This window comes from Niallia sp. FSL W8-1348 (assembly GCF_038006745.1).
GTDB lineage: Bacteria > Bacillota > Bacilli > Bacillales > Cytobacillaceae > Niallia > Niallia alba.
In genome coordinates, this window is sequence record NZ_JBBOVV010000002.1 from 644,662 (window position 1) to 667,689 (window position 23,028).

A 23,028-nucleotide genomic window follows, 5' to 3' on the forward strand; every position below is an offset into this window, starting at 1 on the left:
GATTGAAAAAACAACAATCCTTTTAGAAAACAGCCAAACAAAAAACCTTCTACAAAGCATAGAAGGATTGTTTTATGTTTCTATTTTCATCCCTCTGTCCTTGTCCAATTGTGGATCTAGGCAGATTAAATTATGGTTCATGCACATTTAAACAAATGGGTGCAGTTCATTAAGATACTGCCCGACAAAAGCATTATAACAAAAACCTTACTCTACTGACTATGGGCAATTTATGTTTCCATTAAAATATCCGCTGAATAAATGGAATGGATTACACCTTGCTCATCTTCAAGCAATAAAACACCATCATCAGTAATTCCTTTAGCAAACCCAACAATACTTCCATTTAGCGTATTGGCAGTCACCTTTTGCCCTAAACTGATGGAATAGCTTTCCCACAATATTTTTATAGGATAAAAGCCTTTCTCTAAATATAGAAGATATAATTTTTCAAGGTGCATCATAATCCCTTGAATAATTTTTGCTCGATCCCAGCTTGTTTTTGTTTCAAGATAAATAGAAGTTGCACTAGGCTGAAGTTCTGCGGCAAAGTCTTCAAGTTGTTGATTAACATTTATCCCTATTCCGATGATTAAAGAATGGACCCTATCGCTATCAGCTTGCATCTCTGTTAAGATACCTGTTAACTTTTTTCCATTCACCAATAGATCATTGGGCCATTTGATATCTGCTTGTACTCCAGTTACTTCTTGGATCCCTTGAACGACTGCCACAGCTGTAAGCAGTGTTAGCTGTGGCGTTTTCATTATCGGTATACTAGGCTTTAGAATTAAGCTCATCCATATTCCTTTATATTTAGGTGATTGCCACTTTCTTTCTAAACGCCCTCTACCACCTAATTGCTCTTCTGCTACAACTATCGTGCCTTCCTCTGCCCCTTCTAGCGCAAGTCTCTGGGCAATATTTTGAGTCGAATTTACTGATTCTTCAAAATAGATATTTCTTCCTGTGAACTTTGTATTTAATCCAAATAAAATTTTATTTGGGACAATTTTTTCCGGTGAACTTATAATTCGATAACCTTTTTTACGGACAGCCTCTAAAATAAAGCCATCTTTTCGTAATGCCTCAATATGTTTCCAAATCGCTGTTCGTGAACAGCCTAAAAGTTCAGCAAGTGATTCACCAGATAAATACGTATCAGGGCTGTTAGTAAAGGCTTCAATCAATCCTTTTCTTATATCTGATGACATCGTTGTAGCCACTCCTTTATTAATTGCTTGTCATTAGGAAGTTTTTGTTCCACGACTTTCGACTCAACTAGTGACAGCACATCTTTTATCCACGGTCCAGGCCTTTTTTCTGTCCATCTTAAAAGATCATTCCCACTAATCGCAAGCTCTTCCTTTGATTTAATTGGCAGCTTCCTGTATTGCTCTTCTAAGCTAGAAATATCTGAACATATATCTTGATTCCATAGAAGGTGATATATTTTCTCTGCACTAACTGCAATAGATAATGTAGCAAAATAAAGCGCTTGTCTTGACCAAGTTGACATCTGTTCTCTTTGCAAAATCCAATAGATTATTTTTTGAACAGTCTTTATTTGCTTAACTGACAGCTTCCACGCTCGCAAAAACAGCTCTATCTGCTGCTTATCCTTTACTCCCAAACATAAGAGTAAAACAGCCCATTTTTCAGGCAATTCGAGTTTGGTCAGATGCAATTTCGCTAACTGAGAAATCGCTTTTTCAGCTGATTCAAGCATTGGTAAAAATCGATACAGCTTTGTTTCTATCATGATTTCTAGAGCGTCAGAACACCATCGACCTTGTAAAAGTTTTTCAAATTCAGCGGTTATTCTTTCTACTGCTATTTTCGAAAGCAATTGCTGATTGTCAACGATCCCCTTTAGTGTTTCCATCTCTACCTGGAAGCCTAAGGTACTGACAAATCGAATTCCCCGCATCATTCTTAAAGCATCTTCCTGAAAGCGTTCGTTTGGATTGCCGACTGTTTTAATTTCTTTCTTTTTTAAGGCATCTTCGCCATTAAAATAATCGATAATTTGACCATTTTTGTCCATCGCCATTGCATTTATCGTAAAATCTCGGCGTTTTAAGTCTTCTTTTAATTCGCGTACAAAGAATACTTGCTCGGGTCTGCGATAATCTAGATACGTGGACTCTGTTCGAAAAGTTGTTATTTCATATGTATCTTGGTTCCATATTACCATAACTGTCCCGTGGGCAATCCCGACATCAATGGTATGAGGAAAGATAGCTTTAATTTCTTCCGGTGTAGCAGAGGATGCAATGTCGATATCATTAATTTGTATATTTAATAAATAATCTCGTACTGCTCCTCCTACAAAATAAGCTTCATAACCAGCTTCCTCGATTTTTTTAATAATGGGGAGAGCTTCTTTAAAAGGATTTATCATTCGGTTCACCAGTTTCTAAGATTGATTTATAAATCTCTATATAATGGTCAACTATGATATCTGCACGGAAATAATCGCGCACTCTCGAAATAGAATTTTGCGCAAATTGCGCATGTTTCTTTTCATCTGTCAAAAGCTTAATTGAATGCTCCGCAATATCTTCCACATCGCCAAGTTCACAAATAAATCCTGTCTCATTTGGAACGATTACTTCTGGAATACCGCCAACATTCGTCCCTATAACCGGAACCCCACATGCCATCGCTTCTAACGCTACTAAGCCGAAACTTTCTTTTTCCGATAGAAGAAGCATTAAATCACTTAAAGAATATAATTCCTCCAAATTTTCTTGTTTTCCAAGAAACAATACTTTATGTCTCAATTGGAATTCATCTACTAATTTGGTTACTTTCGACATTTCAGGACCATCACCAACAAGCAATAATCTTGCTGGAATTTGATCAGATATATGTTTAAATGCTTTTACAACATCTGTAACTCTTTTCACACCTCTAAAATTCGAGACGTGAATAACGACTTTTTCCGTATCCAAAATAGCGAATTCTTTTTTCAAATGACTTACATCGACCTTTCGATAAATTCGCTCGTCAATAAAATTATAAACAGGTATAATTTCTTTATTTGGCTCAATTACCTCATATGTTTGTGCAATCAAAGAATTTGAAACAGCTGTTACAAGATCAGATTTTTCAATTCCGAAGCGAATTCCCATTGCAAGGGATGGATCATATCCTAATACTGTTATATCGGTTCCGTGTAGGGTTGTAACTATTTTGACATCCCTGTTGCTCATCTGTTTAGCTAATATAGCACAAACAGCATGAGGGATCGCATAGTGAACATGTAGCAAATCTAACTCTTCTCGATTAATTACTTCAGCCATTTTACTGCTTAGCGCTAAATCATATGGCGGATATTGAAAAACAGCATATTGATTTACTTCCACTTGATGGTAATAAATATTGGGATACATTTTATTTAAACGAAAAGGAATGCTGGAGGAGATAAAGTGAATTTCATGCCCTCTTTCTGCCAACATTTTTCCTAATTCTGTTGCTATAACGCCTGAGCCGCCAACTGTCGGATAACAGGTTATGCCAATTTTTAATTTTTTCATTTGTCTCCACCTAATAAATCTTGATTTAATAATATTGGGTTAGATTTAATAAATCCTTCCGCATAAAGGACACCTACTTCTTTTCCAAAAAGCTTTTCCCTTGCTTCAATTGTATCGATGTAACCATTTGTCAACGGAGTGTCCACACTGTTTTCGCCTTTTACAAATTGGCTTTGATAACAATTTAAACTAGCTTCCTTCTTCTTCATATACTCACTTGTATCAATGACAAAATCGGGTTTATGAAAACCATTTATCATGTAATAGTATTGATTTTGAACTTTATGCGCATTTGTGTTACCTGCACTGTAGTTTCTTATTCCTGCAGAAAAAACAGCTTCTTTCACAATATTCGTGCAATTCCCATGATCTGGATGTCTATCTTCCCAGTAAGGGGAGAAAACTATCTTAGGTTTATACGCACGTATTACTTCCACCACTTGTTGAATGATGTCTTCCTCTAAATATAATCCACGATCAGGAATCTGTAATGTGATTCTATCAACAATTCCTAACACTTTTCCTGCTTCTTTTGCTTCTTGTTTGCGTCTTTCTACCGTTCCATTTGAAGAAAGATTGCTTTCTGTTAAATCACAAATGATAATTTTTTTGCCTTGTGAAGCATATTTTGCAATGGTTGCTCCCATACCGATTTCAACATCATCGGCATGAGCACCAAATGCTAGTATATCGATTTCATTACTTGTCATTGAGTTTTTCTGTGAATTTTTTTGCCACTGGTTCTGTCTTTCCATGAACTATTTTTCTCCAATCTATATCTCCTTGCTCGAGTCCTCGAATTAATACTTCTCCAGTTCCCATATTTGTTGCTAGTGGGACAGAATAAACATCACATAAACGGATTAATGCTGTAACATCAGGTTCATGAGGCTGCGCTGTTAAAGGATCCCTAAAGAAAAACACCATATCCATATCATTATTAGCGATGTATGAACCTATTTCTTGGTCTCCGCCGAGCGGCCCTGAATGAAATCGATGTACATCTAACCCTGTTGCTTCTTGAATTCTCGCACCTGTTGTTCCTGTTGCGTATAATGTATGCTTTGCAAATATCTTTTTATAAGCAACGACAAAAGCGACCATATCATTTTTCTTTTTATCATGAGCAATTAAAGCAATGTTCATCCTAAATCCACTCCTACTCCATTATATTTTCTAACCCATATATCAATACATTAACTTTCAATACCTCTTCTACCGCAAATTTAACGCCTGACATAAACGAAGTGCGATTAAAGGAATCATGTTTAATCGTTAGCGATTCTCCTTCTGCCCCGAACATTACCTGTTGATGGGCAATTAAACCTGGTAAACGAGTGGAATGGATTCGCATACCATCAAAGTCAGCCCCTCTTGCTCCTAGAATTGTTTCTTTTTCGTCTGGATGACCCTGTTTTTTACTTTCTCTGACTTCCGCAATAAGCTCGGCTGTTTTTACAGCAGTCCCTGATGGTGCATCTAACTTTTGATCATGATGCATTTCCATAATTTCCACATCTGCAAAATAGCGTGCAGCCATTTTAGAGAATTTCATCATTAGCACAGCACCTAAAGCAAAGTTTGGAGCTATGATACAGCCACGATCCATTTCTTCACATAAATTTTCTAATTCAGCTAAATTTTCTTTTGTAAATCCAGTTGTTCCAACTACTGGTCTAACTCCATAGCTTAAAGCAGTTTTTGCATGGTGCATTCCAAATTCTGGCGTTGTCAAATCAATAAGGACATCCGGCTTTTCTGTTTGTAAACATTTTTCAATATCCGTATAAATTGGTACATCATAGGAGGAAAAGCCTTCTATCTCCTTTAAGCTTTTCCCTTCATTCTTGTGGTCTAAAACTGCAACAAGCTCAAATTGCTCCGTTCTTCCCATTAAATAAACAGCTTCTTTTCCCATTCTGCCTCTAGGTCCTGCGATTACGATTTTTACTTTACTCAATGTGTTATCTCCTTACTATGTATTTTTTCTTTAGGTTGTTTTCGTAAAGTTTGTGACTAATCCCCGCAACTGAAATACAATTCGCTCTCCGTAGGGCTCGCGATGAGCCTCCTCAGCTTCGCCTCCGGGGTTCATCTGTCTCGCTAATCCCACAGGAGTCTACATGTATTCCGGCTGCTCCTTTTTTCCTATTGAATAACAACAATCCTTTAGAAAACAGCTTTTTATTGGTCTTTCCTTGTCCAGCGATCTTTATCACGTGTATTAAATTTATGCATAACACGATTATGTGCTTCTTCCAAATCAATATTTAGAGAATTAGCTAAACAAGTTAACACGAACAGCATATCACCAATCTCATCCGTAATTTCTTTTTCTTTTTCCGTTTCTTTTTTTGGCTTTTCTCCATAGTAATGATTTACTTCTCTTGCCAATTCTCCTAACTCTTCGGTCAAACGAGCAAGCATTGCCAGCGGGCTAAAATAGCCTTCTTTAAATTGTCCTATGTATTCATCTACTTCTCTTTGAATATCTTTAACTGTTTTATCCTGATTCAATATAAGCACCTCTTAAGTCAATAAGTAATCTTATCCAATTCCATGTTAGCTAATCTAAACCATTTTTACAAATATTTTTGACGATAAAGTGAAACTTCCATCAGTGGGGGTTTTCTTTCATCCCTCACTGATGGTTAGTTGAACCAATCGGACCTTTACGGACAGTTGATCTCCCACCTATCTTCCTCGTATTCTCATAAGCTTACGGTTGAGTCTTACTGTCCGTTAAGAGTGGGATAAAGTGAAACTTCCATCTGTGGGGGTTTTCTTTCATCCCCCACTGATGGTTAGTTGAACCAATCGGACCTTTACGGACAGTTGATCTCCCACCTATCTTCCTCGTATTCTCATAAGCTTACGGTTGAGTCTTACTGTCCGTTAAGAGTGGGATAAAGTGAAACTTCCATCTGTGGGGGTTTTCCCTCCTCCCCCACTGATGGTTAGTTGAACCAATCGGACCTTTACGGACAGTTGATCTCCCACCTATCTTCCTCGTATTCTCATAAGCTTACGGTTGAGTCTTACTGTCCGTTAAGAGTGGGATAAATCTATAACTACGTAAAAAATGTACTAACTTTATGTTCCATCTCTTATTATGTTTCATTTATTCTTCCTCCATTGCCCAACTGAATGTGATTCGATATAATGGATACGCTAATAGCAATGCATTTTGTACAGAGAGAAAGTAGGCGAGTCGATGTTTAAAAATATTAAAATCAAAAATGTCTTATTTATCCTATTAGGATCTGCGATATTTTCCTTCGGTATTGTTCATTTTAATATGCAAAACAATTTGGCTGAAGGCGGTTTTACAGGAATTACACTATTATTATACGCACTATGGAATTGGGATCCTTCGATCACAAATTTACTGCTAAATATTCCTTTATTTCTTATCGGGTGGAAATTATTAGGTAAAAATGTGTTTATTTACACGATTATTGGAACAGTAGCGGTGTCTATTTTCCTATGGTTTTTTCAACTTCCAAAAATCGAGTTACATATTCCTCTCACTGAAGATTTAACTCTTGCGGCATTATTTGCAGGAACGTTTATTGGTGTCGGCTTAGGAATTATTTTCCGCTATGGCGGGACAACTGGGGGAGTAGATATTATTGCGAGATTAGGTTTTAAGTATTTTGGATGGAGTATGGGAAAAACAATGTTCGTTTTCGACTTTTGTGTTATCGCTCTGTCACTACTTACCTATCTTTCATACAGAGAAGCGATGTATACATTAGTAGCTGTTTTTGTAGGAACAAGAGTCATTGATTTCATTCAAGAAGGCGCATATGCGGCAAGAGGAGCGATGATTATTTCTGACTCAAATGAGAAAATTGCTAATAAAATTATGAGCGAAATGGATCGTGGGGTTACAGTATTAAAAGGACATGGTTCTTTCACTAAACAAGACCGGGAAGTCCTTTATTGTGTTGTAGCAAAAACAGAAATTGTTCGTTTAAAAAGTATTATTACAAGCATTGATCCACATGCATTTGTGTCTGTTAGTGTCGTTCATGATGTAATGGGCGAAGGTTTTACTTTAGATGAGTATAAACAGCCTCTCGAGAAATAATTTTTAAAAAATTGTATTCAGCTTTACATCTATCTTTTTTTAATAGATATAAAGTGGATACAATTTTTTACTATTAACCAAAAAAGGAAGAATAAATTTCTCCTATCAGCCCTTTCATTTGATGAACACCTAAATCTGTATTTGTCATAATTACCGCACCCTTTTTTAATGACGGGTAGGCAACAAGCATACACTGAAAACCAATCCCCCATCCTAATGAAGAAATTTCAACATCTTTATCGAAACTGTCTAAAAATACACCGAGTCCTGTCCAATTTACATTTCCTTGAGGGCTAACCAACTCCTTCGCATTTTTTATCGATATTCCTAATTGACTTGTTCCTTCCAAAGCATTCATTAATTCCAACACTAATATTGCTAAATCGGAAGGCGTTGTCCAAATACCACAGGCTGCTGGATATGGATAAAAAGGGTATTTTCTGGAGATAAGCTCTCCATTTTTGTTATGACCAGAAGAGATATTTTCAAGACCAGTTATATCAATAAAACTTTTATTCATTTGCAACGGCTGGAAGAGGGATTCTTTAATCACTTCTTTAAAAGATTTCTTTAAAGTATCTTCAATCAATTGTTGAATAATACAAAATCCTGCATCCGAGTAATGAAATTCACTTTTTGGCTCGCATTCTACCTTAATCGGCCCCCTACAATAGGTTGTGCTCCCCTTCAAAATATCTAATATAGTAGGAACTTCATCGTTTTCTTTCCATTCGCTAAAACTTCCTTCAGGATCAATAATTCCTGATTGATGGCTCAGAAGATCTCTTAAAGTAACCGTTTTTCCTTTTATCTGCTCACTAGCTTTTAACTTCCAAGAAGTAAGTTTAGCATTAATTTCTTCATCTAAATCAAGATAACCTTGTTCTACTAGTTTCAAAACAAGGATTGCTGTCATGAATTTACTAATGGAACAGGAATGGAAGCTTGTATTTTCATTAACTCTATCTTCTGTATCCGCTTCCTTTAAACCATATTGTTCAGTACCATTAATCTTACCATCTTGGATTAGCGCTAGACTTAAGCCAGCTATTTTATAATGCTCCATTCGTTCCTTCACATTTAAAGCGGCAAACATCATCATAGCCCTCCTATGTTTTTAAAACTATTATATCACACAAAACGAACATACGATCGATTCTGTGGTTTTTTCACACAAAAAATCGACCGTATTTGTCTCAAGGCTAATCTAATTAAGCTATCTATTACAGGATTACTTTTCTATCCTGTTTTCTTATTTTAATGTGGAATGAATTTCACTAACACGCTTATCACTTGGCAGTAAATACGTTAATATCCCCAGAAGTGGGAGAATACTACAGATAATCATAATCGCTTGCAAGCTAAATGCATCTCCGATAACGCCAAAGATTACTGCACCAAGAGCTCCCATACCAAACGCTAATCCGACAATTAATCCTGATACAAGACCAATCATACCTGGGAGCAGCTCTTGAGCATAAACTACGGTTACACTAAAGCTAGACTGCAAAATAAAACCAATTATAAATAATAAAGGTCCAATTAGCCAAAAAGGCATATGTGGTAGAAGTAAGGCAAAGGGAGCAGAGCCTACTAGTGAAAATAGAAGAATAGTTCTTTTTCCAAAACGATCTGCCAGCGGCCCACCAAGGAAAGTTCCGATAACACCAGCAAGTAAAAACACAAAAACAAATATTTGTGCATTTTCGATGCTTAAACCAAACTTCTCAATTAAATAAAAGTGAAGAAAGTTGCTGATCCCCGCACCATACCAAGAACGAGCAAATACTAGGAAAATCAATAAGCATATCGCAACAATAATTTCTTTATTGACAACAAATGCACGCTTCGTTTGTTGTTTCTTTTGTGGATTTCTAATATACAGTTCTTTTTTATACCAAGTGGATACTTGAAATAATACTATGATTCCTATTGTAGCCAGAAGCGTAAACCAAATAGTTCCAAATTGGCCTGTTCTTACAAAAATAAATGCCGTAAAAACTGGCGCTAATGATTGACCAGCATTCCCGCCGACTTGATAAATCGATTGGGCAAGCCCTCGTTTTGCTCCTGCTGCCATATAGGAAACACGTGAACCTTCTGGATGAAAAATTGCTGAGCCAAAACCAATAAATAAAACCGATAATAAAACTAAATAAAAATTGGGTGCAAGTGCAAGCCCAAACATCCCTATTAAGCTGGAGAACATAGCAATTGGCAATAAGTAAGGTGTAGGCCTTTTGTCTGCCAAAACCCCAAAAAACGGCTGTAGAATAGATGATGTAATGTTTAAGGTAAAAGCAATCCAGCCAATTTGAGTATAATTTAACCCCATCGACTGCTGGATAACAGGAAACAAAGCTGGCACAACAGATTGCATACAATCATTCAAAAAATGCCCTAGGCTAATCGCAAATAAAATCCGATAAACCGTCAGCTCCTGTTGCTTTTTACCTTGTAAATATTCAGCAGTTTGCAAAAAAACCCTTCTTTCTCCTTGTTATTCGTTTATGTAAATGGCATTGTTAATTATACACCTAGAAAAGTTTGGAATCTATATTTTTTCGAAGAATCAAAATAAATAGATATTAATCACAACAAAAAAAAGATGCAAAAAGGTAAGTCCTTTTGCATCTTTTTTATTTTCTATTCGTCTCTCGACATACCTGTATAAATTAAAAGTAAACGAACTAGCTCGAGAACCGCTACTGCTGCTGCTGCTACATAGGTTAGTGCTGCTGCATTAAGTACTTTCTTCGTTTCTCTCTCTTCATCATTTCTAATAATCCCTAATGAAACCACCTGATCCATTGCACGGTTTGAAGCATTAAATTCTACTGGAAGTGTAACAAATTGGAACAACACACCGGCAGCCATTAAGATAATACCAAGTAATAACATTCCATCCAATCTTGCGAAGATGCCAATCATGATAAAAATCCAAGATGCATTACTTCCAAAACTAGCCACTGGTACTAATGCCGAACGGAATCGCAAGAAAGAATATTCTTGTTGATCTTGGATAGCGTGACCAACTTCGTGTGCTGCGATAGCTGCTGCTGCAACAGAATGGCCGTGATAATTTTCAGTGGATAAACGTACCACTTTAGAGCGAGGATCATAATGGTCTGACAAGACGCCTCTTGTTTCTTCTACAGATACATCATATAGCCCATTGGAATCCAATACTCTTCTCGCTACCTCTCTACCAGACATTTGTGAAGAAGAAGCTACTTTTGAATATTTTTTATATGCGCTTTTCACCTTCATTTGTGCCCAAATAGGTATGAGAATTATTAATATGAAATATACAAAAATCATGTTTTTCCCCCTATTTCATCTTGTAGTATATTTTTATTGTAAGCAGGAAAAACACCAAAGTCAAATATTATCCCTTTTTTGTTTAGCTTGCCTTTTTTCCGCTTTATCCCCGAGGTATTTTCGCCACCCTACATATGATAAAGTAAGGATGATAATACTTCCTGTAGAAATAATCACCCACCATAAAGAAGGATCTGCCTCATCTTCATACAACTGATTGAAAACATCTTGTAATTCGCCTTCTAATTGACTTACTTCTTCTAGCTGACCTTTTTGATTAAAGACTTGTAAGCGATACGTATTCATAAATTCAACGAGGGAATTTAATTCTTGAAATTGCGTAGTAGAAACATCTAGCTTAAGACTCGGATGAATAATTTGATATAAAGATAGGAAAGAATCTAACTTCTCGTTATATCTTTCTTTATCTTCGGAAATAATAGCATCCTTCATATCTCGATAAGTTGTCATTACAGGCTCTTCCATTTGTGTCCACAAAGGTTGCTCCCCTGATGAAACAGCATCAACTGCCAATCGAAATTTCGTCACTGAATTAATCCGTTCATCATTATTAATCGATGGATTGGTAATTGCCTCTACCGCTTCATCATGTGTACCAGTTAAAATTCTCCGCTCATCAAGCGTAAATGCACTCCCATTTACCGTTGCTGAGCTAAATTGATTCGAAAAATAGTCAAGAATTTTTTTTGCATCCTCATAGCGTTCTGATCGTACAAGCTGCAATACCTCATCTGACAGTGTATCTAGTTCATCTAATTCTTTAGCAGGCGATTTTTGGTCTGCATACACAGAATAAGAGATAGGCAAAAGTAAAATCAATATCATTAACAACATAACCAATTTAGCCTTCATTCTTGTCCCTCCTCTATCTACTATTAAAAATGTATGATGAGTTGGACAAGGTTAGACTAAAAAATCATAATTCTATTGAATCTTCCACTGCATTTGTTCGCTTTTTTTAAATGCGTAGAATGCGATCATTAGACTTAAAATACTCAGCCAGAATGTAAAGTAGCCGATATTTGCCATATATTGATCCAAGACACTATATTTCGGCATCATTTTAAACACATAATCTATTACATCATTATGTAAAGTCCATATAGCTGCAAGAATGATGTGAACCCATTTAAAACGATAAAAAGGAATGTACAGCAAACCTTGAATCGCCATAGCCCCATGTGAAAAAATGAGCATCCATGAATCAATCCCGATTGTTCCTGTTTCAAAATAGACAAGAAAATTCATTACAACCGCCCAAATTCCGTATTTAAACAATGTAACTAATGCTAATGCTTCCATAAGCCGCCAGTTCTTTTTCCACAGAAATGCTATTAATACAAACACGAAAAAAAGACTAGCTGTCGGGCTATCAGGAACGAAGAGTAGAAACCTCGTCGGTGTTTCTGCTAACTGAGTTTTGTACCAATAATACCCATATGCCGTTCCAACTATATTAATAATGAGCAATAATCCTAAAAAAGATCGATTGCTTAATATCATATAAATATATCTCACTCTATTTTCCCCTTTTCCTTTTCCTTTTCCTTCTCATACTATTTTACCATAGTTTACTATGAACAGGAAAATGGGAGAGTACATACAAAAATCCCGAATAGTTTCTAACCATTCGGGATTAACTATTTATTTTTTATTTATTTTGCAAGTATTTTAATTGATTCGTTAAGGTGTTAAACATCTCTTTATCGCCATTATCTAACGCTTCATCAATTAACTGGAGAATTTTTTCCTTTTGGAATTTTTCTATACTGTTTACTAAAAACTGTTCTGCAATCATTTTATCTTTTTCGGTAATTTGCAGCTTTTTCGGCATAAATGGATTTTCTACCAACACAGCCGCATACTGATGAACTTGATTTGATGCGTAAAAGTTGAGCTGAATGTAAATATCTTCATCTCGATTTAGTCTAATATCATGAAAAGACTTTTCTGCATCTGTTGTCATCACATTTTCTTTATAAAATCTAAAAGGTACTTCATCTACACAATGCGTGGACATAATTAAACCTCTTGGACATTTTTCTGCATTTTCAACAAAATGGACTTTTTCCATCAATTGATCATGACTCATAAGATAATTTAAAATCCATACACATTCCCGTCTCTTCAATTGATAGTGATTCAAAAACCAACGAATGAAGTCTTTTTTTTCGTTGACAGATACAGGGGTTTTCATTTTGTAATTCCCTCCTCTGCTTGCAACAAATTTTTATTATCCAACCTGTTTTACCTGCATCGCTCCTAAGGAAATGACAATTCTTAAGCGGCCAATAAGCCTCTTGGTACAATGATTTTCAAAGATTTTCATCCAAACACTTATTCGTTATCCATAAGGCGTTGCAATATTTCAATATACTCCTCATTACTTGGATCTGTTTGTAAAAGCATATTAAAAATTTCGGCAGCATCCCTTCTTTTTCCTTCTTCTAAAAGAAAATATCCATAATCATATAGAAAATCTGGAAGTTCTTTAAAGAAAGTATATGCTAATTGATATTTGTTTAATGCCTCTGAATATTTTTCAATTCCATGAAATGCTTTGGCAGCATCCCAATGTAGCTGTGGCTCTTCTATTTCGAGCTTATCCATCATCTCAATTAGCTCTAGAACATCTTCAAATCGATCTTGTGTTAAAAATAACTTATTCAACAAAAGAACTGCTTCTGTAAATTCAGGATCAATCGCAAGCGCTTCTCTAAATTGTTCCTCCGCTTTTTGTTCGTCCCCAAGTTTTAAAGCTAATTTACCACCATATAGGTATAAATCTTTATTAAACTCATCTTGCTTTATCCCTTCGACTACCGTATTATACGCATCATCAAGCATTTCTTCATGTTCATACGCACGAGCCAAATATAGATATAAAGAATGGTAAGAGGGATCCAAACCTTTTACCTCTTCAAAGCGATTAATAGCAATCGTATATAAACCAGCTTGCGAAGCTGTCAAAGCCAGATTAAAAAGTGTATTTATCTCGATTTTTTCTTCTAATGCTTTTTCATAATAAGAAATAGCATCCTCAAATGCTCCTCCAGCACTTAGATTATCCGCGATTCTTCCATTGATATTTACTCCAGCGATATTTTCCTCTGTAGGTAATACCTTTTGATAGGACTTAATTGCGTCGGTAATTTTCCCTTGTTCGGCATATAATTCCCCTAACGCAAAATCAATAATCACTTCATCTGGCAGGATTTTTTTTGCTTCTTTCAATTTCTGTTCACTGACCTCATACAGCCCATCCATTTGATAAAGATCTGCAAGCAATAGCAATGCTTGAGGGAAAGAAGGATCATTCGGGTTGATTTGTTCTAAATAAGAAATTGCTATTTCCTCATTCCCTAGTTCCATTTCCGCTTCTGCAACTAAGACAAGCAATTCTCCTTCTTCGGGATAACCTTCCAGTAAAACTAAAAAGAGATCTTTTGCTTCTTCCAAAAATCCTAGCTGAAATAGTTCCTCTCCTAGCACAAATCTTTCTTCATTATTACCCGATTTCAATACATCTTGATAATATTTCAACGCTTTCTCTTGTTGTCCGTCTTCTAATAAAGCGATAATTTCATTAACTCTTTCCATATGATATCCTCTCTAATCTCCTTCTATATTGTCAGGAAGGAAGGTACTTTTACTTCAAGTAATTCACCATAGCCGGGACGGTAAAATACTTTATCCCCTGCTCGAATACATTTTCCTTTGTGAATAGTCATTTGTATTCTATCATAATGATAATGAAACAAATCATTTTCTTCAATATTTATGATTGAATCGTCGAAAGCAAATAAATTATATGTTACTTCTCCACCTTGATAAATATTTCCTTTAAATGGATATATCCCCATTTTTACTAAATCAGGATAGGCAATTGCTATCCCTTCTTTTATTTCATGGGGAATAGATGGTATTTTAACATCTCTCATTAATCTTGACCATATATTTTGAGCCATTTTCTTTTCTTGCTCATCTTCCATTAAAAAAATCGGAACTAATGGTGCATTATAAGGGAATAGCGCCTCTTTAATCCAGCCCCATGGAACTTGATACAATGCCTTTACTTCCTCAATTTCTATAAATAAGACGGGAAGTTTTTCTCTTTTGCAAGCGCGGACAAAACTAGGTGACAATAATTTCAAAGGAATTTTTACTCCTGTTACATAATCAATTGCACAATTTAGTAGTTGATTCTTCATTTTCTTTAATTGTATGGGCAATTCCCTTTCTCTTTTTACTTCTAAATAAAAAAGAAAGGTTGTACATCCTTTTTTGATTAAATTCTCTTCTATATAATTTCTTTGTTGAGAAGTAGAAGTAATTTGCTTCACTTGATTTTCTAAAATAACTGTAGTGGGAGTCATTATATAAGGATTTCCATCCATTCGCATGTATTGGTAGGAGTGGAATTTTTCTTTCAACAATTCAATTCGATTTTCCTCGATAAGGATTGAAGTCTTTTTTACCCTTTGCCGCTTTAATAAATGTATATCTTCAATAATATATTGCATCCCAAATCACCACCTAGTCTTTTAGACAAGCTATGATTTAGAGTTAGCAAATATTCCACAAATCAAGATTTTCTGATTTTCTGTAGAAGCAAAAAATCGTCGATAAACATAAAGTTCATCGACGATTTTTTATCTTTAAACAGCTAAGTTATTAAGATGCAAAAAGAAAGAGGGATAGGATACTGCAATCGCATTCGCATTTTCAAGGATAAGTTCTCCTTCGCAAATCTGTGAAGCAATTGCAAGCATCATGCCAATACGATGGTCACCATGAGAGTCTACTTTCGCTCCAGTGAGCTTCTTTCCTCCCTTGATGATCATTCCGTCATCTGTTGCTTGTATATCTGCACCTAATTTTTTTAGCTCTGACACTACTGTATCAATCCTATTTGTTTCCTTTACCTTTAATTCATGGGCATCTTTTATTATCGTTACACCATCTGCTTGTGTTGCCAACAAAGCAATAATCGGGATTTCATCGATTAATTTCGGAATGATGTTTCCTCCAATCGTAGTTCCCTTCAAATCACTTGTTGATACTGTAATGGTTGCTGTAGGTTCAAAAATATCAGCATCATTTTTTTGAAATTCCATGGTTGCTCCCATGTTTTGAAGAACTTCCAATATTCCTGTTCTCGTCGGATTTAGGCCAACATTTTTCAACGTAATATAGCTGTTAGGAACAATACAACCAGCCACTAGGAAGAATGCCGCTGAAGAGATATCCCCAGGAACATGAATGTCCGTTCCGGTAAGCTTCTGACCACCTGTTACATAAATTTCATTTCCTTGTCTGCTAATCTCTCCACCGAATCGCTCTATCATTCTTTCGGTATGATCCCTTGTAGCGACTGGCTCAATTACTTTTGTAACACCATCTGCATTTAGACCAGCAAATAGAATAGCGGATTTTACTTGGGCACTTGCTACTGGCAAACGATAAGTTATACTTTGTAAGTCGCCCCCGCGAACAGATAAAGGAGTATACTTACCATCTTCTCTTCCATCAATTTTCGCACCCATTTCTCTTAATGGAGTAACCACTCTTGTCATTGGACGCTTACCAATCGAAGAATCACCGATTAATGTACTATGAAAGTGCAAACCTGATAATATTCCCGCTAATAACCTGATAGTTGTACCAGAATTCCCAACATCTAAAATTTCTTTTGGTTCTTGTAGTCCTTCTGTACCTTTTCCGTGGATAACTACTTCTTCTTCATTCTGTTCTATTAATACTCCTAATTTTCGAAAACAAGAGATAGTGCTTAAGCAATCGTCCCCTAAAAGGAAATTGGTAACCCTCGTCTTCCCCTTTGCTATCGATCCAAACATAATGGAACGATGAGAAATTGATTTATCACCTGGTACTGTAATTTCTCCTTTTAATCCGTAAGTATTTTGTTTAAGTGTTATTAAATTCAATTGATTCACCTTCGTTCTATCCAATCGTAGTATCATAATTTGAATAAGAAGCAATACACTTTTGTGCTCTTACTCTATCTTCCTCTGTCTGAAAACTAATAACCAAGATTCCAAAAATCTCTTCCCGAGTTTCCATTATTCGAATATTAGTTATACTTATATTTTCTTTTGCTAAATAACCAGTAATTTCAGATATTACCCCTGGATAATCGGGTACATCAACAAATAAATCATAAAACGCCGGTATCGCACCCTTTTGATCTTGAGGCAAGCCATCCCTTACCTTTTTAGCTCTAGCGAAATAGTCATATAATTCCTCTGCTTGTTCCTTTTCAATAAATGAGAGGACTTTATCCATTTCCTTTTTCCAGTCATTCATTAACTCCATTAATACGTTTTTGTTATGTATTAATATGTCTCGCCACATAGAAGGACTGCTAGAGGCAATTCTAGTTATGTCTCTGAATCCACCAGCAGCTAATCTTGTTACCAGTTTATGTTGTTCACTAATATGATCTGCCTGGTGAACTAAAGATGCCGCAACTATATGAGGCATATGACTGATTGCACCTGCTAATAAATCATGCTCTTCTGGAGAAATAACAAGAAATTTTGCATTCGTTCCTTGTAACCATTTCAGCAAGTGTTGAACATGCTGATCATTAACTCTTTCAGGAGGAGTTAATAAATAAAATGCATTTTCAAAAAGTATCACTTTTGAAGCAGACACTCCACTTTTATGAGATCCCGCCATCGGATGTCCTCCTATAAAGGTTATGCCTTTATCTAATAGCACTTGCGATTTTTTCGTTATAACAGACTTGGTGCTCCCAACATCTGTTATTAATACATTTTGTTTTAACTCCATTTTAGAAAGAGTTTCCATGATTTTTTCTGTTTCTTTAACTGGTGTAGAAAGAATAATGAGATCAGCCGATTTTGCTCCTTCTTCAATTGTTGTTGAGCGTTCATCAATAACACCTAGCATGCTCGCTAATTTCAAATTATCCTGTGAAATATCGTAACCAGTGATGATGCTTTCTGGGTGTTCTTTTTTTATGCATAAAGCTAACGATCCACCTATAAGTCCTAAACCTATTATGAAGACGCGACCGTTCATTCTAGCACCGCCTTCTATTCGCATTATTATTTCGCTACTTTCTTTTCAGTAAGAAATTGCGTCATAACTTTAATCAATCCTTCATTCTCTTCTTTTGATCCGACTGTAATACGAACAGAAGTAGGGAATTTCAAAGGAACTCCAGAACGTACGATAAATCCTTTACTCATTAAATAATGGAATACTTCATCGCCGTCTATTTTAAAATCAACTAAAACAAAGTTTGTTTGTGATGGGTAGTAGGATAAGTTATTTTCCTCACAAAAACGATATAATTGCTCTAATCCTTCTCTATTTTTCTGTCTACAACTTTCCACAAACTCCTGATCCTTTAATGCTTCTTCTGTTGCGATTTGACCTAATGTATTGACATTAAACGGTTCTCTAATCGGATCTAACGTGTTTAATAGTGTAGCATTCGCAACACCATATCCTACACGGAAGCTCGCAAGACCATATATTTTTGAAAATGTTCGTAACACGATAAGATTACTAAACTGTCTAGTTAGAGAAATAGAATCATAATAATCGCCTGCAACTACATACTCGTAATATGCTTCATCCAGCACAACAAGAATGTCTTCTGGAACCTTTTCTAGAAAAGTGAGTAATTCCTTTTCAGGAATATATGTGCCAGTTGGATTATTCGGACTGCATAGCCAAACAACACTTGTATTATCATCAATTGCTGCAAGCATAGCAGGCAAATCATGTTCCGCTTTTTCTGTAAGTGGAACTTCTCTGACTTCTGCCCCATCAACAATTGCATTATGCTTATACTGGCCGAACGTATGGCAAGCCATTACCGTATTTAAACCTGGTCTTAGTAAAGCTCTAGATATCATTAAAATGATTTCATCTGAACCATTTCCTAGTATTAATTCTTCTAGTGTAACCTTTAAGAAATCAGCTAGCGCATAACGAAGGTTTGTAGCATATCCATCCGGATATAAAGCATAAGAACCATCGACTTTTTTTAAGGCGTCTAATACTTTGGGAGAGCTTCCAAATGGATTCTCATTAGACGCAAGTTTTACAATATGTTCTAAATTAAATTGTTTTTTCACTTCTTCTATCGTTCTACCTGGTTGATAAGCTTTTAAACCTAAAAGCTGCTGTTTCCATTTCATTTTTTTCACCCCGAGTAGTTTTATTGTTTTGTTAAATCTGGTCTTAATTGAATAGCCTTTTCTAAATAAGTATGCTGGATTTCATCTTGACGAAGCTCAGTGTTCCAATGCATCATAATACGAATGCACTTTTCTAACGCCTGCGGAACAGCTATTTCCTTCATGCACATTACTGGAACGTAGGTCCAATCTTCTTGCATTCGAATAACTTTAGCTGGAAAAGCAGCATTTATATCATCTGTTACCGATAAGAATACTGATGCTACATCAACTGCTTTTATCTTATTTGCCTTAATCATCTCTTTAAAAAGGCTTTCTGTAGCTGATAATATTTCTGCTTCGATATTATTTTCAACCGTTATAGCTCCCCTAACTCCTCTAATCATCTACTTCCCACCTTTGAATAACGCTAATTCTTTTCTTATTTCCTCTTCATTCATCTCTACTAGAACAGGAATTCCTAATTCTTTCAAAAGGACAAAACGGATCGTTCCATTTACCGATTTTTTATCCTGTCTCATTCGATCAATCAAACGGTCTATTTCTAAATTTTCTGGAATATCATAGGCATATCCAAGCTGTTTAAGCCACTTTATGAATTCCTCAATAGAAAATACTAAGTCGCATTTCTGTTTGCTTAATCTTAACGCAAAAATCATTCCTATAACAATTGCTTCCCCGTGCGTAAATTTCCCATAACCCATCTCAGCTTCAATTGCATGACCTAACGTATGACCAAAATTCAAAAAGGCACGTACATTTGCTTCTCTTTCATCCTTTTCTACAATTGCCCGTTTAACAAGAATTCCTTTTTCCAGAATCGCTGACCAATAACCTACATTTACTTTTGATAAATCACTTATCTGACTTTGCAATTCATGATAAAACGCTACATCACTTATTAATGCGTGCTTGATTACCTCTCCAAACCCTGAACGCAGCTCTTGAAGTGGTAGCGTAGTTAGAAAAGTTGTATCATAGATAACTGCTTCTGGCTGATTAAAAACACCAATCATATTTTTTCCAAGAGGATGATTAATAGCGACTTTCCCCCCAACCGCACTATCATGAGCTAAAATAGTTGTAGGTATCTGAATGAAAGGAATTCCTCTCATAAAGGACGCAGCTACATAACCAGCTAAATCACCAACCGCACCCCCACCCAATGCTAGCACTAATGATTTACGGTCTAAATGTTGTTCGAGCATATAAGTCAAACAAGCATAAAAAACGTCAAAAGTTTTCGCCTTTTCTCCTGCTGGTACTGTATATGTAATAACAGGAAAAGAGGAAAGTTTATTTTCTACTGTCTTCAAATGCAGCTTTTCTACCGATTCATCTGTAATAATCAAGATTTTTGTTGCGTCAGCAAAATTCTTTTGTATAAAAAAAGTTAGCTGATTAATAACATGTTCCCCAATCCATACATCGTATTGTTTTGACGCTGTTTGAATAGAAACAGTGTGCATTAGAATTCCCTCGCATGTCTATTGTGCTCAGCAATATTAGCTACAAGTCCTTCGAAACGATCAGAATAAAACTGATCAACAATGGCTGAAGCAAGCTCCCAAGCAACAGCGTGCTCTGCTACTACTGACGCAGCTGGAACCGCGCAACTATCACTTCGTTCAATACTTGCTGTAAATTCTTCTTTTGTATCGATATCAACACTCTTTAACGGTTTGTACAAGGTCGGAATCGGCTTCATTACTCCTCTTACAACTAGCGGCATTCCATTAGTCATTCCACCTTCTAAACCACCTAAACGGTTCGTTCTACGTGAATAACCGGTTTCTTTATCCCAGATAATTTCATCATGGACTTCACTTCCAGGCATTCTCGCAGCTTCAAAACCAATGCCAATCTCTACTCCTTTAAATGCATTAATACTCATTATGGCAGCGGCAAGCTTTGCATCTAGCTTACGATCATAATGAACATAGCTGCCAACACCAATCGGCATGCCTTCCACAATCACTTCGACAACTCCGCCAATCGAATCGCCATTCGCTTTTGCCTCATCAATCGCCTTCATCATTTCCAGTCCCGCTTCTTCATCTAAACAGCGAACTGGAGAATTTTCTGTGATTTCCTTAAGCTTTTCAATCGATTCATAATCTGCAACTTTTGATTTTATACCACCAATTTCCACTACATGAGAAGCAACTTTAATCCCTAACAAAGCAAGTAATTTCTTCGCTACCGCTCCTGCTGCCACACGAACTGTCGTTTCACGTGCTGACGAACGCTCTAACACGTTTCTCATATCACGATGACCATATTTAATGGCCCCGTTTAGATCGGCATGCCCAGGTCTTGGACGGCTAATCTTTCTTTTTATATCATTTGCTTCTGCATCATCAAGCGGATCCTGCCCCATAATTTTGGTCCAATGCTTCCAATCATTATTTTCTACGATTAGAGAAACAGGTGAACCTAATGTATAGCCATGTCTAATACCACCGCCAATTTCAACAGTATCTGTTTCAATTTGCATTCTTCTTCCTCTGCCATGCCCCTTTTGCCTTCTAGCTAGTTCCTCATTTATATCTTCTGCTAATAAAGGCATTCCAGCAGGAAGTCCTTCTATAATCGTAATTAATTTGGGACCATGCGACTCCCCAGATGTTAAGTATCTCATAAATAAATCCTTTCTCCCTTCAACGCTTTAAAGTGATTATGTTCCAATATAACATACCAATCCTGTTATGAATAGAGAAAATCTAAAAATCTTTGCAAAATATTAGAATATCGTTTTCCTATCACATAAGAAAAAAACACTGATTCAAACAATGGCAAAACAACGACAAAATGACATCATTGTTTTGCCATTATTTTCCTCACTCTTAACGAGCAGCTAACCAGTCAGCTAACTGCCGAAAATCGATGAAGCGAGACTGGAACTTTCCCGTAAAGATTCGATAAGTGCAACTAACCATCCGGGGAGGATGAAGAAAAAAACTCCATGGATGGAAATTTTTTATATTTTTCGATAGAAAAAAGTATCCGCTGTTTCTAATCCATATTTGGCAGGTGTAAAAATCTGTTCCGTACTACCGACAAAGAATATCCCACCAGGTCTTAATGCTTGGGCAAATTTATGATAAAGCTGATCTTTCGCTTCCTCTGTAAAATAGATCAGAACATTCCTGCAAACAATTAAGTCAAATGGTCCACCAAACGAATCAGATAATAAATTTTGCTGCTTAAACATAACATTTTTTTTCACTTCTTCTTTAACTTTGTACATTGTACCTTCTTTTTCAAAACACTTATCCTTTTGAGCAATTGGCACTTCATTCAATGCTCGTTCTAAATAAACACCCTTTTTCGCTCTTTCTAGTGCGTTAATATCAATATCTGTCGCAAGAATTTGGAAGTCCCTTGCCTTCATTTCATTCATTAAGAGCATGGATAAAGTATACGGCTCTTCTCCTGTTGAGCAAGCTGCACTCCAAACCTTTAGCTGTGATTTTGATTGGAGGAGATCGGGCAATATTTTTTTCTCCAATACCTCCCAGCGTTTAAAGTTTCGATAAAACTCGGAGACATTGATTGTCATTCGATCTAATAACTCGTCTAACAAATTTTTATCTGTATGTATTGCCTTAAAATACTCTGCAAAGGAAGTAAAGCCTCTTTTTTCATAAAGAGAGGTTAACCTTCTTTTCATTTGAGCTTCTTTATATAAAGATAAATCTATTCCTGATATTCGATAGAAATTCTTTATAAAATCTTGAAAATCCTTCTCCATGTAAATTCCTCTCAACCATCATAATATCTACTTCTTTTTTAGTATATACGATTTTCCCGCAAAAGGGCCAAATTTTATTCCGATAATTCATATAATTAC

23 protein-coding genes are annotated in these 23,028 nt (G+C 36.1%); 1 reads left to right on the forward strand and 22 read right to left on the reverse strand.

The genetic code is table 11. The features are described 5' to 3' along the window. Nucleotides 1-230: 230 nt before the first annotated feature. The 7 genes from NST60_RS21610 to NST60_RS21640 form a co-directional block, all read right to left on the reverse strand. A complete protein-coding gene (locus tag NST60_RS21610) occupies nt 231-1,214 on the reverse strand; it encodes a biotin--[acetyl-CoA-carboxylase] ligase (RefSeq protein WP_169188766.1) in 984 nt (327 codons plus the stop codon). Beyond that, nucleotides 1,199-2,404 (reverse strand): CCA tRNA nucleotidyltransferase, encoded by a 1,206-nt coding sequence (locus NST60_RS21615; protein ID WP_169188767.1) that lies wholly within the window; start codon nt 2,402-2,404, stop codon nt 1,199-1,201. The genes NST60_RS21610 and NST60_RS21615 overlap by 16 nt, the downstream gene beginning before the upstream one ends. Further along, nucleotides 2,388-3,542 (reverse strand): N-acetyl-alpha-D-glucosaminyl L-malate synthase BshA, encoded by a 1,155-nt coding sequence (gene bshA, locus NST60_RS21620; RefSeq protein ID WP_169188768.1) that lies wholly within the window; start codon nt 3,540-3,542, stop codon nt 2,388-2,390. Before bshA ends, NST60_RS21615 begins: the two co-directional genes overlap by 17 nt. Beyond that, nucleotides 3,539-4,252, reverse strand: a complete 714-nt coding sequence (gene bshB1, locus NST60_RS21625) for a bacillithiol biosynthesis deacetylase BshB1 (protein WP_169188769.1) — start codon at nt 4,250-4,252, stop codon at nt 3,539-3,541. Before bshB1 ends, bshA begins: the two co-directional genes overlap by 4 nt. Then, entirely contained in the window at nt 4,242-4,688 is a 447-nt protein-coding gene (gene mgsA, locus NST60_RS21630; RefSeq protein ID WP_169188770.1) for a methylglyoxal synthase, read from the reverse strand. The genes bshB1 and mgsA overlap by 11 nt, the downstream gene beginning before the upstream one ends. Before the next feature lie 13 nt (nt 4,689-4,701). Next, the gene (gene dapB / locus NST60_RS21635; protein ID WP_169188771.1) at nt 4,702-5,502 is read right to left on the reverse strand and encodes a 4-hydroxy-tetrahydrodipicolinate reductase; all 801 of its coding nucleotides are present in this window, start codon (nt 5,500-5,502) and stop codon (nt 4,702-4,704) included. Nucleotides 5,503-5,726: 224 nt separating this feature from the next. Further along, nucleotides 5,727-6,059: a nucleotide pyrophosphohydrolase gene (locus NST60_RS21640; protein WP_016203057.1), complete on the reverse strand. Its 333-nt coding sequence runs from the start codon at nt 6,057-6,059 to the stop codon at nt 5,727-5,729. Between the two features lie 697 nt (nt 6,060-6,756). Here NST60_RS21640 and NST60_RS21645 point away from each other — a divergent pair. Next, a complete protein-coding gene (locus tag NST60_RS21645) occupies nt 6,757-7,635 on the forward strand; it encodes a YitT family protein (protein WP_101730958.1) in 879 nt (292 codons plus the stop codon). A 73-nt stretch (nt 7,636-7,708) separates the two neighbouring features. Here NST60_RS21645 and NST60_RS21650 read toward each other — a convergent pair whose 3' ends face one another. From NST60_RS21650 to NST60_RS21720, 15 genes are all read right to left on the reverse strand, one after another. Continuing rightward, entirely contained in the window at nt 7,709-8,734 is a 1,026-nt protein-coding gene (locus NST60_RS21650) for a serine hydrolase domain-containing protein (protein ID WP_445304421.1), read from the reverse strand. A 153-nt stretch (nt 8,735-8,887) separates the two neighbouring features. Beyond that, complete coding sequence (locus tag NST60_RS21655) at nt 8,888-10,114, reverse strand: MFS transporter (RefSeq protein ID WP_224427804.1); 1,227 nt, start codon at nt 10,112-10,114, stop codon at nt 8,888-8,890. 167 nt (nt 10,115-10,281) lie between these two features. Next, nucleotides 10,282-10,956 carry a zinc metallopeptidase gene (locus NST60_RS21660; RefSeq protein ID WP_016203053.1) on the reverse strand — a complete coding sequence of 225 codons (675 nt, stop codon included), beginning with the start codon at nt 10,954-10,956 and terminating at the stop codon, nt 10,282-10,284. 60 nt (nt 10,957-11,016) lie between these two features. Further along, entirely contained in the window at nt 11,017-11,829 is an 813-nt protein-coding gene (ypjB, locus tag NST60_RS21665) for a sporulation protein YpjB (protein ID WP_212120145.1), read from the reverse strand. Nucleotides 11,830-11,901: 72 nt separating this feature from the next. Continuing rightward, nucleotides 11,902-12,495 (reverse strand): DUF1405 domain-containing protein, encoded by a 594-nt coding sequence (locus NST60_RS21670; protein WP_016203051.1) that lies wholly within the window; start codon nt 12,493-12,495, stop codon nt 11,902-11,904. Nucleotides 12,496-12,628: 133 nt separating this feature from the next. Then, entirely contained in the window at nt 12,629-13,174 is a 546-nt protein-coding gene (locus NST60_RS21675) for a ReoY family proteolytic degradation factor (RefSeq protein ID WP_101730957.1), read from the reverse strand. A gap of 140 nt (nt 13,175-13,314) precedes the next feature. After that, complete coding sequence (locus NST60_RS21680) at nt 13,315-14,577, reverse strand: tetratricopeptide repeat protein (RefSeq protein ID WP_016203048.1); 1,263 nt, start codon at nt 14,575-14,577, stop codon at nt 13,315-13,317. A 23-nt stretch (nt 14,578-14,600) separates the two neighbouring features. Next, entirely contained in the window at nt 14,601-15,500 is a 900-nt protein-coding gene (locus tag NST60_RS21685; RefSeq protein ID WP_016203047.1) for a hypothetical protein, read from the reverse strand. A gap of 135 nt (nt 15,501-15,635) precedes the next feature. Continuing rightward, nucleotides 15,636-16,925 (reverse strand): 3-phosphoshikimate 1-carboxyvinyltransferase, encoded by a 1,290-nt coding sequence (gene aroA / locus NST60_RS21690; protein WP_016203046.1) that lies wholly within the window; start codon nt 16,923-16,925, stop codon nt 15,636-15,638. A gap of 16 nt (nt 16,926-16,941) precedes the next feature. Continuing rightward, nucleotides 16,942-18,045, reverse strand: coding sequence for a prephenate dehydrogenase (locus NST60_RS21695; protein WP_016203045.1), 1,104 nt, complete (start codon nt 18,043-18,045; stop codon nt 16,942-16,944). A 26-nt stretch (nt 18,046-18,071) separates the two neighbouring features. After that, a complete protein-coding gene (hisC, locus tag NST60_RS21700; protein WP_341100122.1) occupies nt 18,072-19,175 on the reverse strand; it encodes a histidinol-phosphate transaminase in 1,104 nt (367 codons plus the stop codon). A 20-nt stretch (nt 19,176-19,195) separates the two neighbouring features. Next, a complete protein-coding gene (gene aroH / locus NST60_RS21705; RefSeq protein WP_016203043.1) occupies nt 19,196-19,561 on the reverse strand; it encodes a chorismate mutase in 366 nt (121 codons plus the stop codon). After that, nucleotides 19,562-20,644, reverse strand: coding sequence for a 3-dehydroquinate synthase (gene aroB / locus NST60_RS21710; RefSeq protein ID WP_169188774.1), 1,083 nt, complete (start codon nt 20,642-20,644; stop codon nt 19,562-19,564). After that, complete coding sequence (gene aroC / locus NST60_RS21715; protein ID WP_016203041.1) at nt 20,644-21,816, reverse strand: chorismate synthase; 1,173 nt, start codon at nt 21,814-21,816, stop codon at nt 20,644-20,646. The genes aroB and aroC overlap by 1 nt, the downstream gene beginning before the upstream one ends. 339 nt (nt 21,817-22,155) lie before the next feature. Continuing rightward, a complete protein-coding gene (locus NST60_RS21720; RefSeq protein WP_016203040.1) occupies nt 22,156-22,929 on the reverse strand; it encodes a CheR family methyltransferase in 774 nt (257 codons plus the stop codon). Nucleotides 22,930-23,028: the final 99 nt, after the last annotated feature.

Bases quoted from the DNA above. Each gene is read 5' to 3' on its own strand.
- NST60_RS21650 (WP_445304421.1), bottom strand. From the start codon at position 8,734: ATGATGTTTGCCGCTTTAAATGTGAAGGAACGAATGGAGCATTATAAA.
- bshA (WP_169188768.1), bottom strand. From the start codon at position 3,542: ATGAAAAAATTAAAAATTGGCATAACCTGTTATCCGACAGTTGGCGGC.
- NST60_RS21660 (WP_016203053.1), bottom strand. From the start codon at position 10,956: ATGATTTTTGTATATTTCATATTAATAATTCTCATACCTATTTGGGCA.
- NST60_RS21615 (WP_169188767.1), bottom strand. From the start codon at position 2,404: ATGATAAATCCTTTTAAAGAAGCTCTCCCCATTATTAAAAAAATCGAG.
- NST60_RS21645 (WP_101730958.1), top strand. From the start codon at position 6,757: ATGTTTAAAAATATTAAAATCAAAAATGTCTTATTTATCCTATTAGGA.
- aroC (WP_016203041.1), bottom strand. From the start codon at position 21,816: ATGAGATACTTAACATCTGGGGAGTCGCATGGTCCCAAATTAATTACG.
- NST60_RS21695 (WP_016203045.1), bottom strand. From the start codon at position 18,045: ATGAACGGTCGCGTCTTCATAATAGGTTTAGGACTTATAGGTGGATCG.
- bshB1 (WP_169188769.1), bottom strand. From the start codon at position 4,252: ATGACAAGTAATGAAATCGATATACTAGCATTTGGTGCTCATGCCGAT.
- aroB (WP_169188774.1), bottom strand. From the start codon at position 20,644: ATGCACACTGTTTCTATTCAAACAGCGTCAAAACAATACGATGTATGG.
- NST60_RS21680 (WP_016203048.1), bottom strand. From the start codon at position 14,577: ATGGAAAGAGTTAATGAAATTATCGCTTTATTAGAAGACGGACAACAA.
- ypjB (WP_212120145.1), bottom strand. From the start codon at position 11,829: ATGAAGGCTAAATTGGTTATGTTGTTAATGATATTGATTTTACTTTTG.
- mgsA (WP_169188770.1), bottom strand. From the start codon at position 4,688: ATGAACATTGCTTTAATTGCTCATGATAAAAAGAAAAATGATATGGTC.
- NST60_RS21685 (WP_016203047.1), bottom strand. From the start codon at position 15,500: ATGCAATATATTATTGAAGATATACATTTATTAAAGCGGCAAAGGGTA.
- NST60_RS21610 (WP_169188766.1), bottom strand. From the start codon at position 1,214: ATGTCATCAGATATAAGAAAAGGATTGATTGAAGCCTTTACTAACAGC.
- NST60_RS21720 (WP_016203040.1), bottom strand. From the start codon at position 22,929: ATGGAGAAGGATTTTCAAGATTTTATAAAGAATTTCTATCGAATATCA.
- aroH (WP_016203043.1), bottom strand. From the start codon at position 19,561: ATGATTAGAGGAGTTAGGGGAGCTATAACGGTTGAAAATAATATCGAA.
- NST60_RS21675 (WP_101730957.1), bottom strand. From the start codon at position 13,174: ATGAAAACCCCTGTATCTGTCAACGAAAAAAAAGACTTCATTCGTTGG.
- hisC (WP_341100122.1), bottom strand. From the start codon at position 19,175: ATGAAATGGAAACAGCAGCTTTTAGGTTTAAAAGCTTATCAACCAGGT.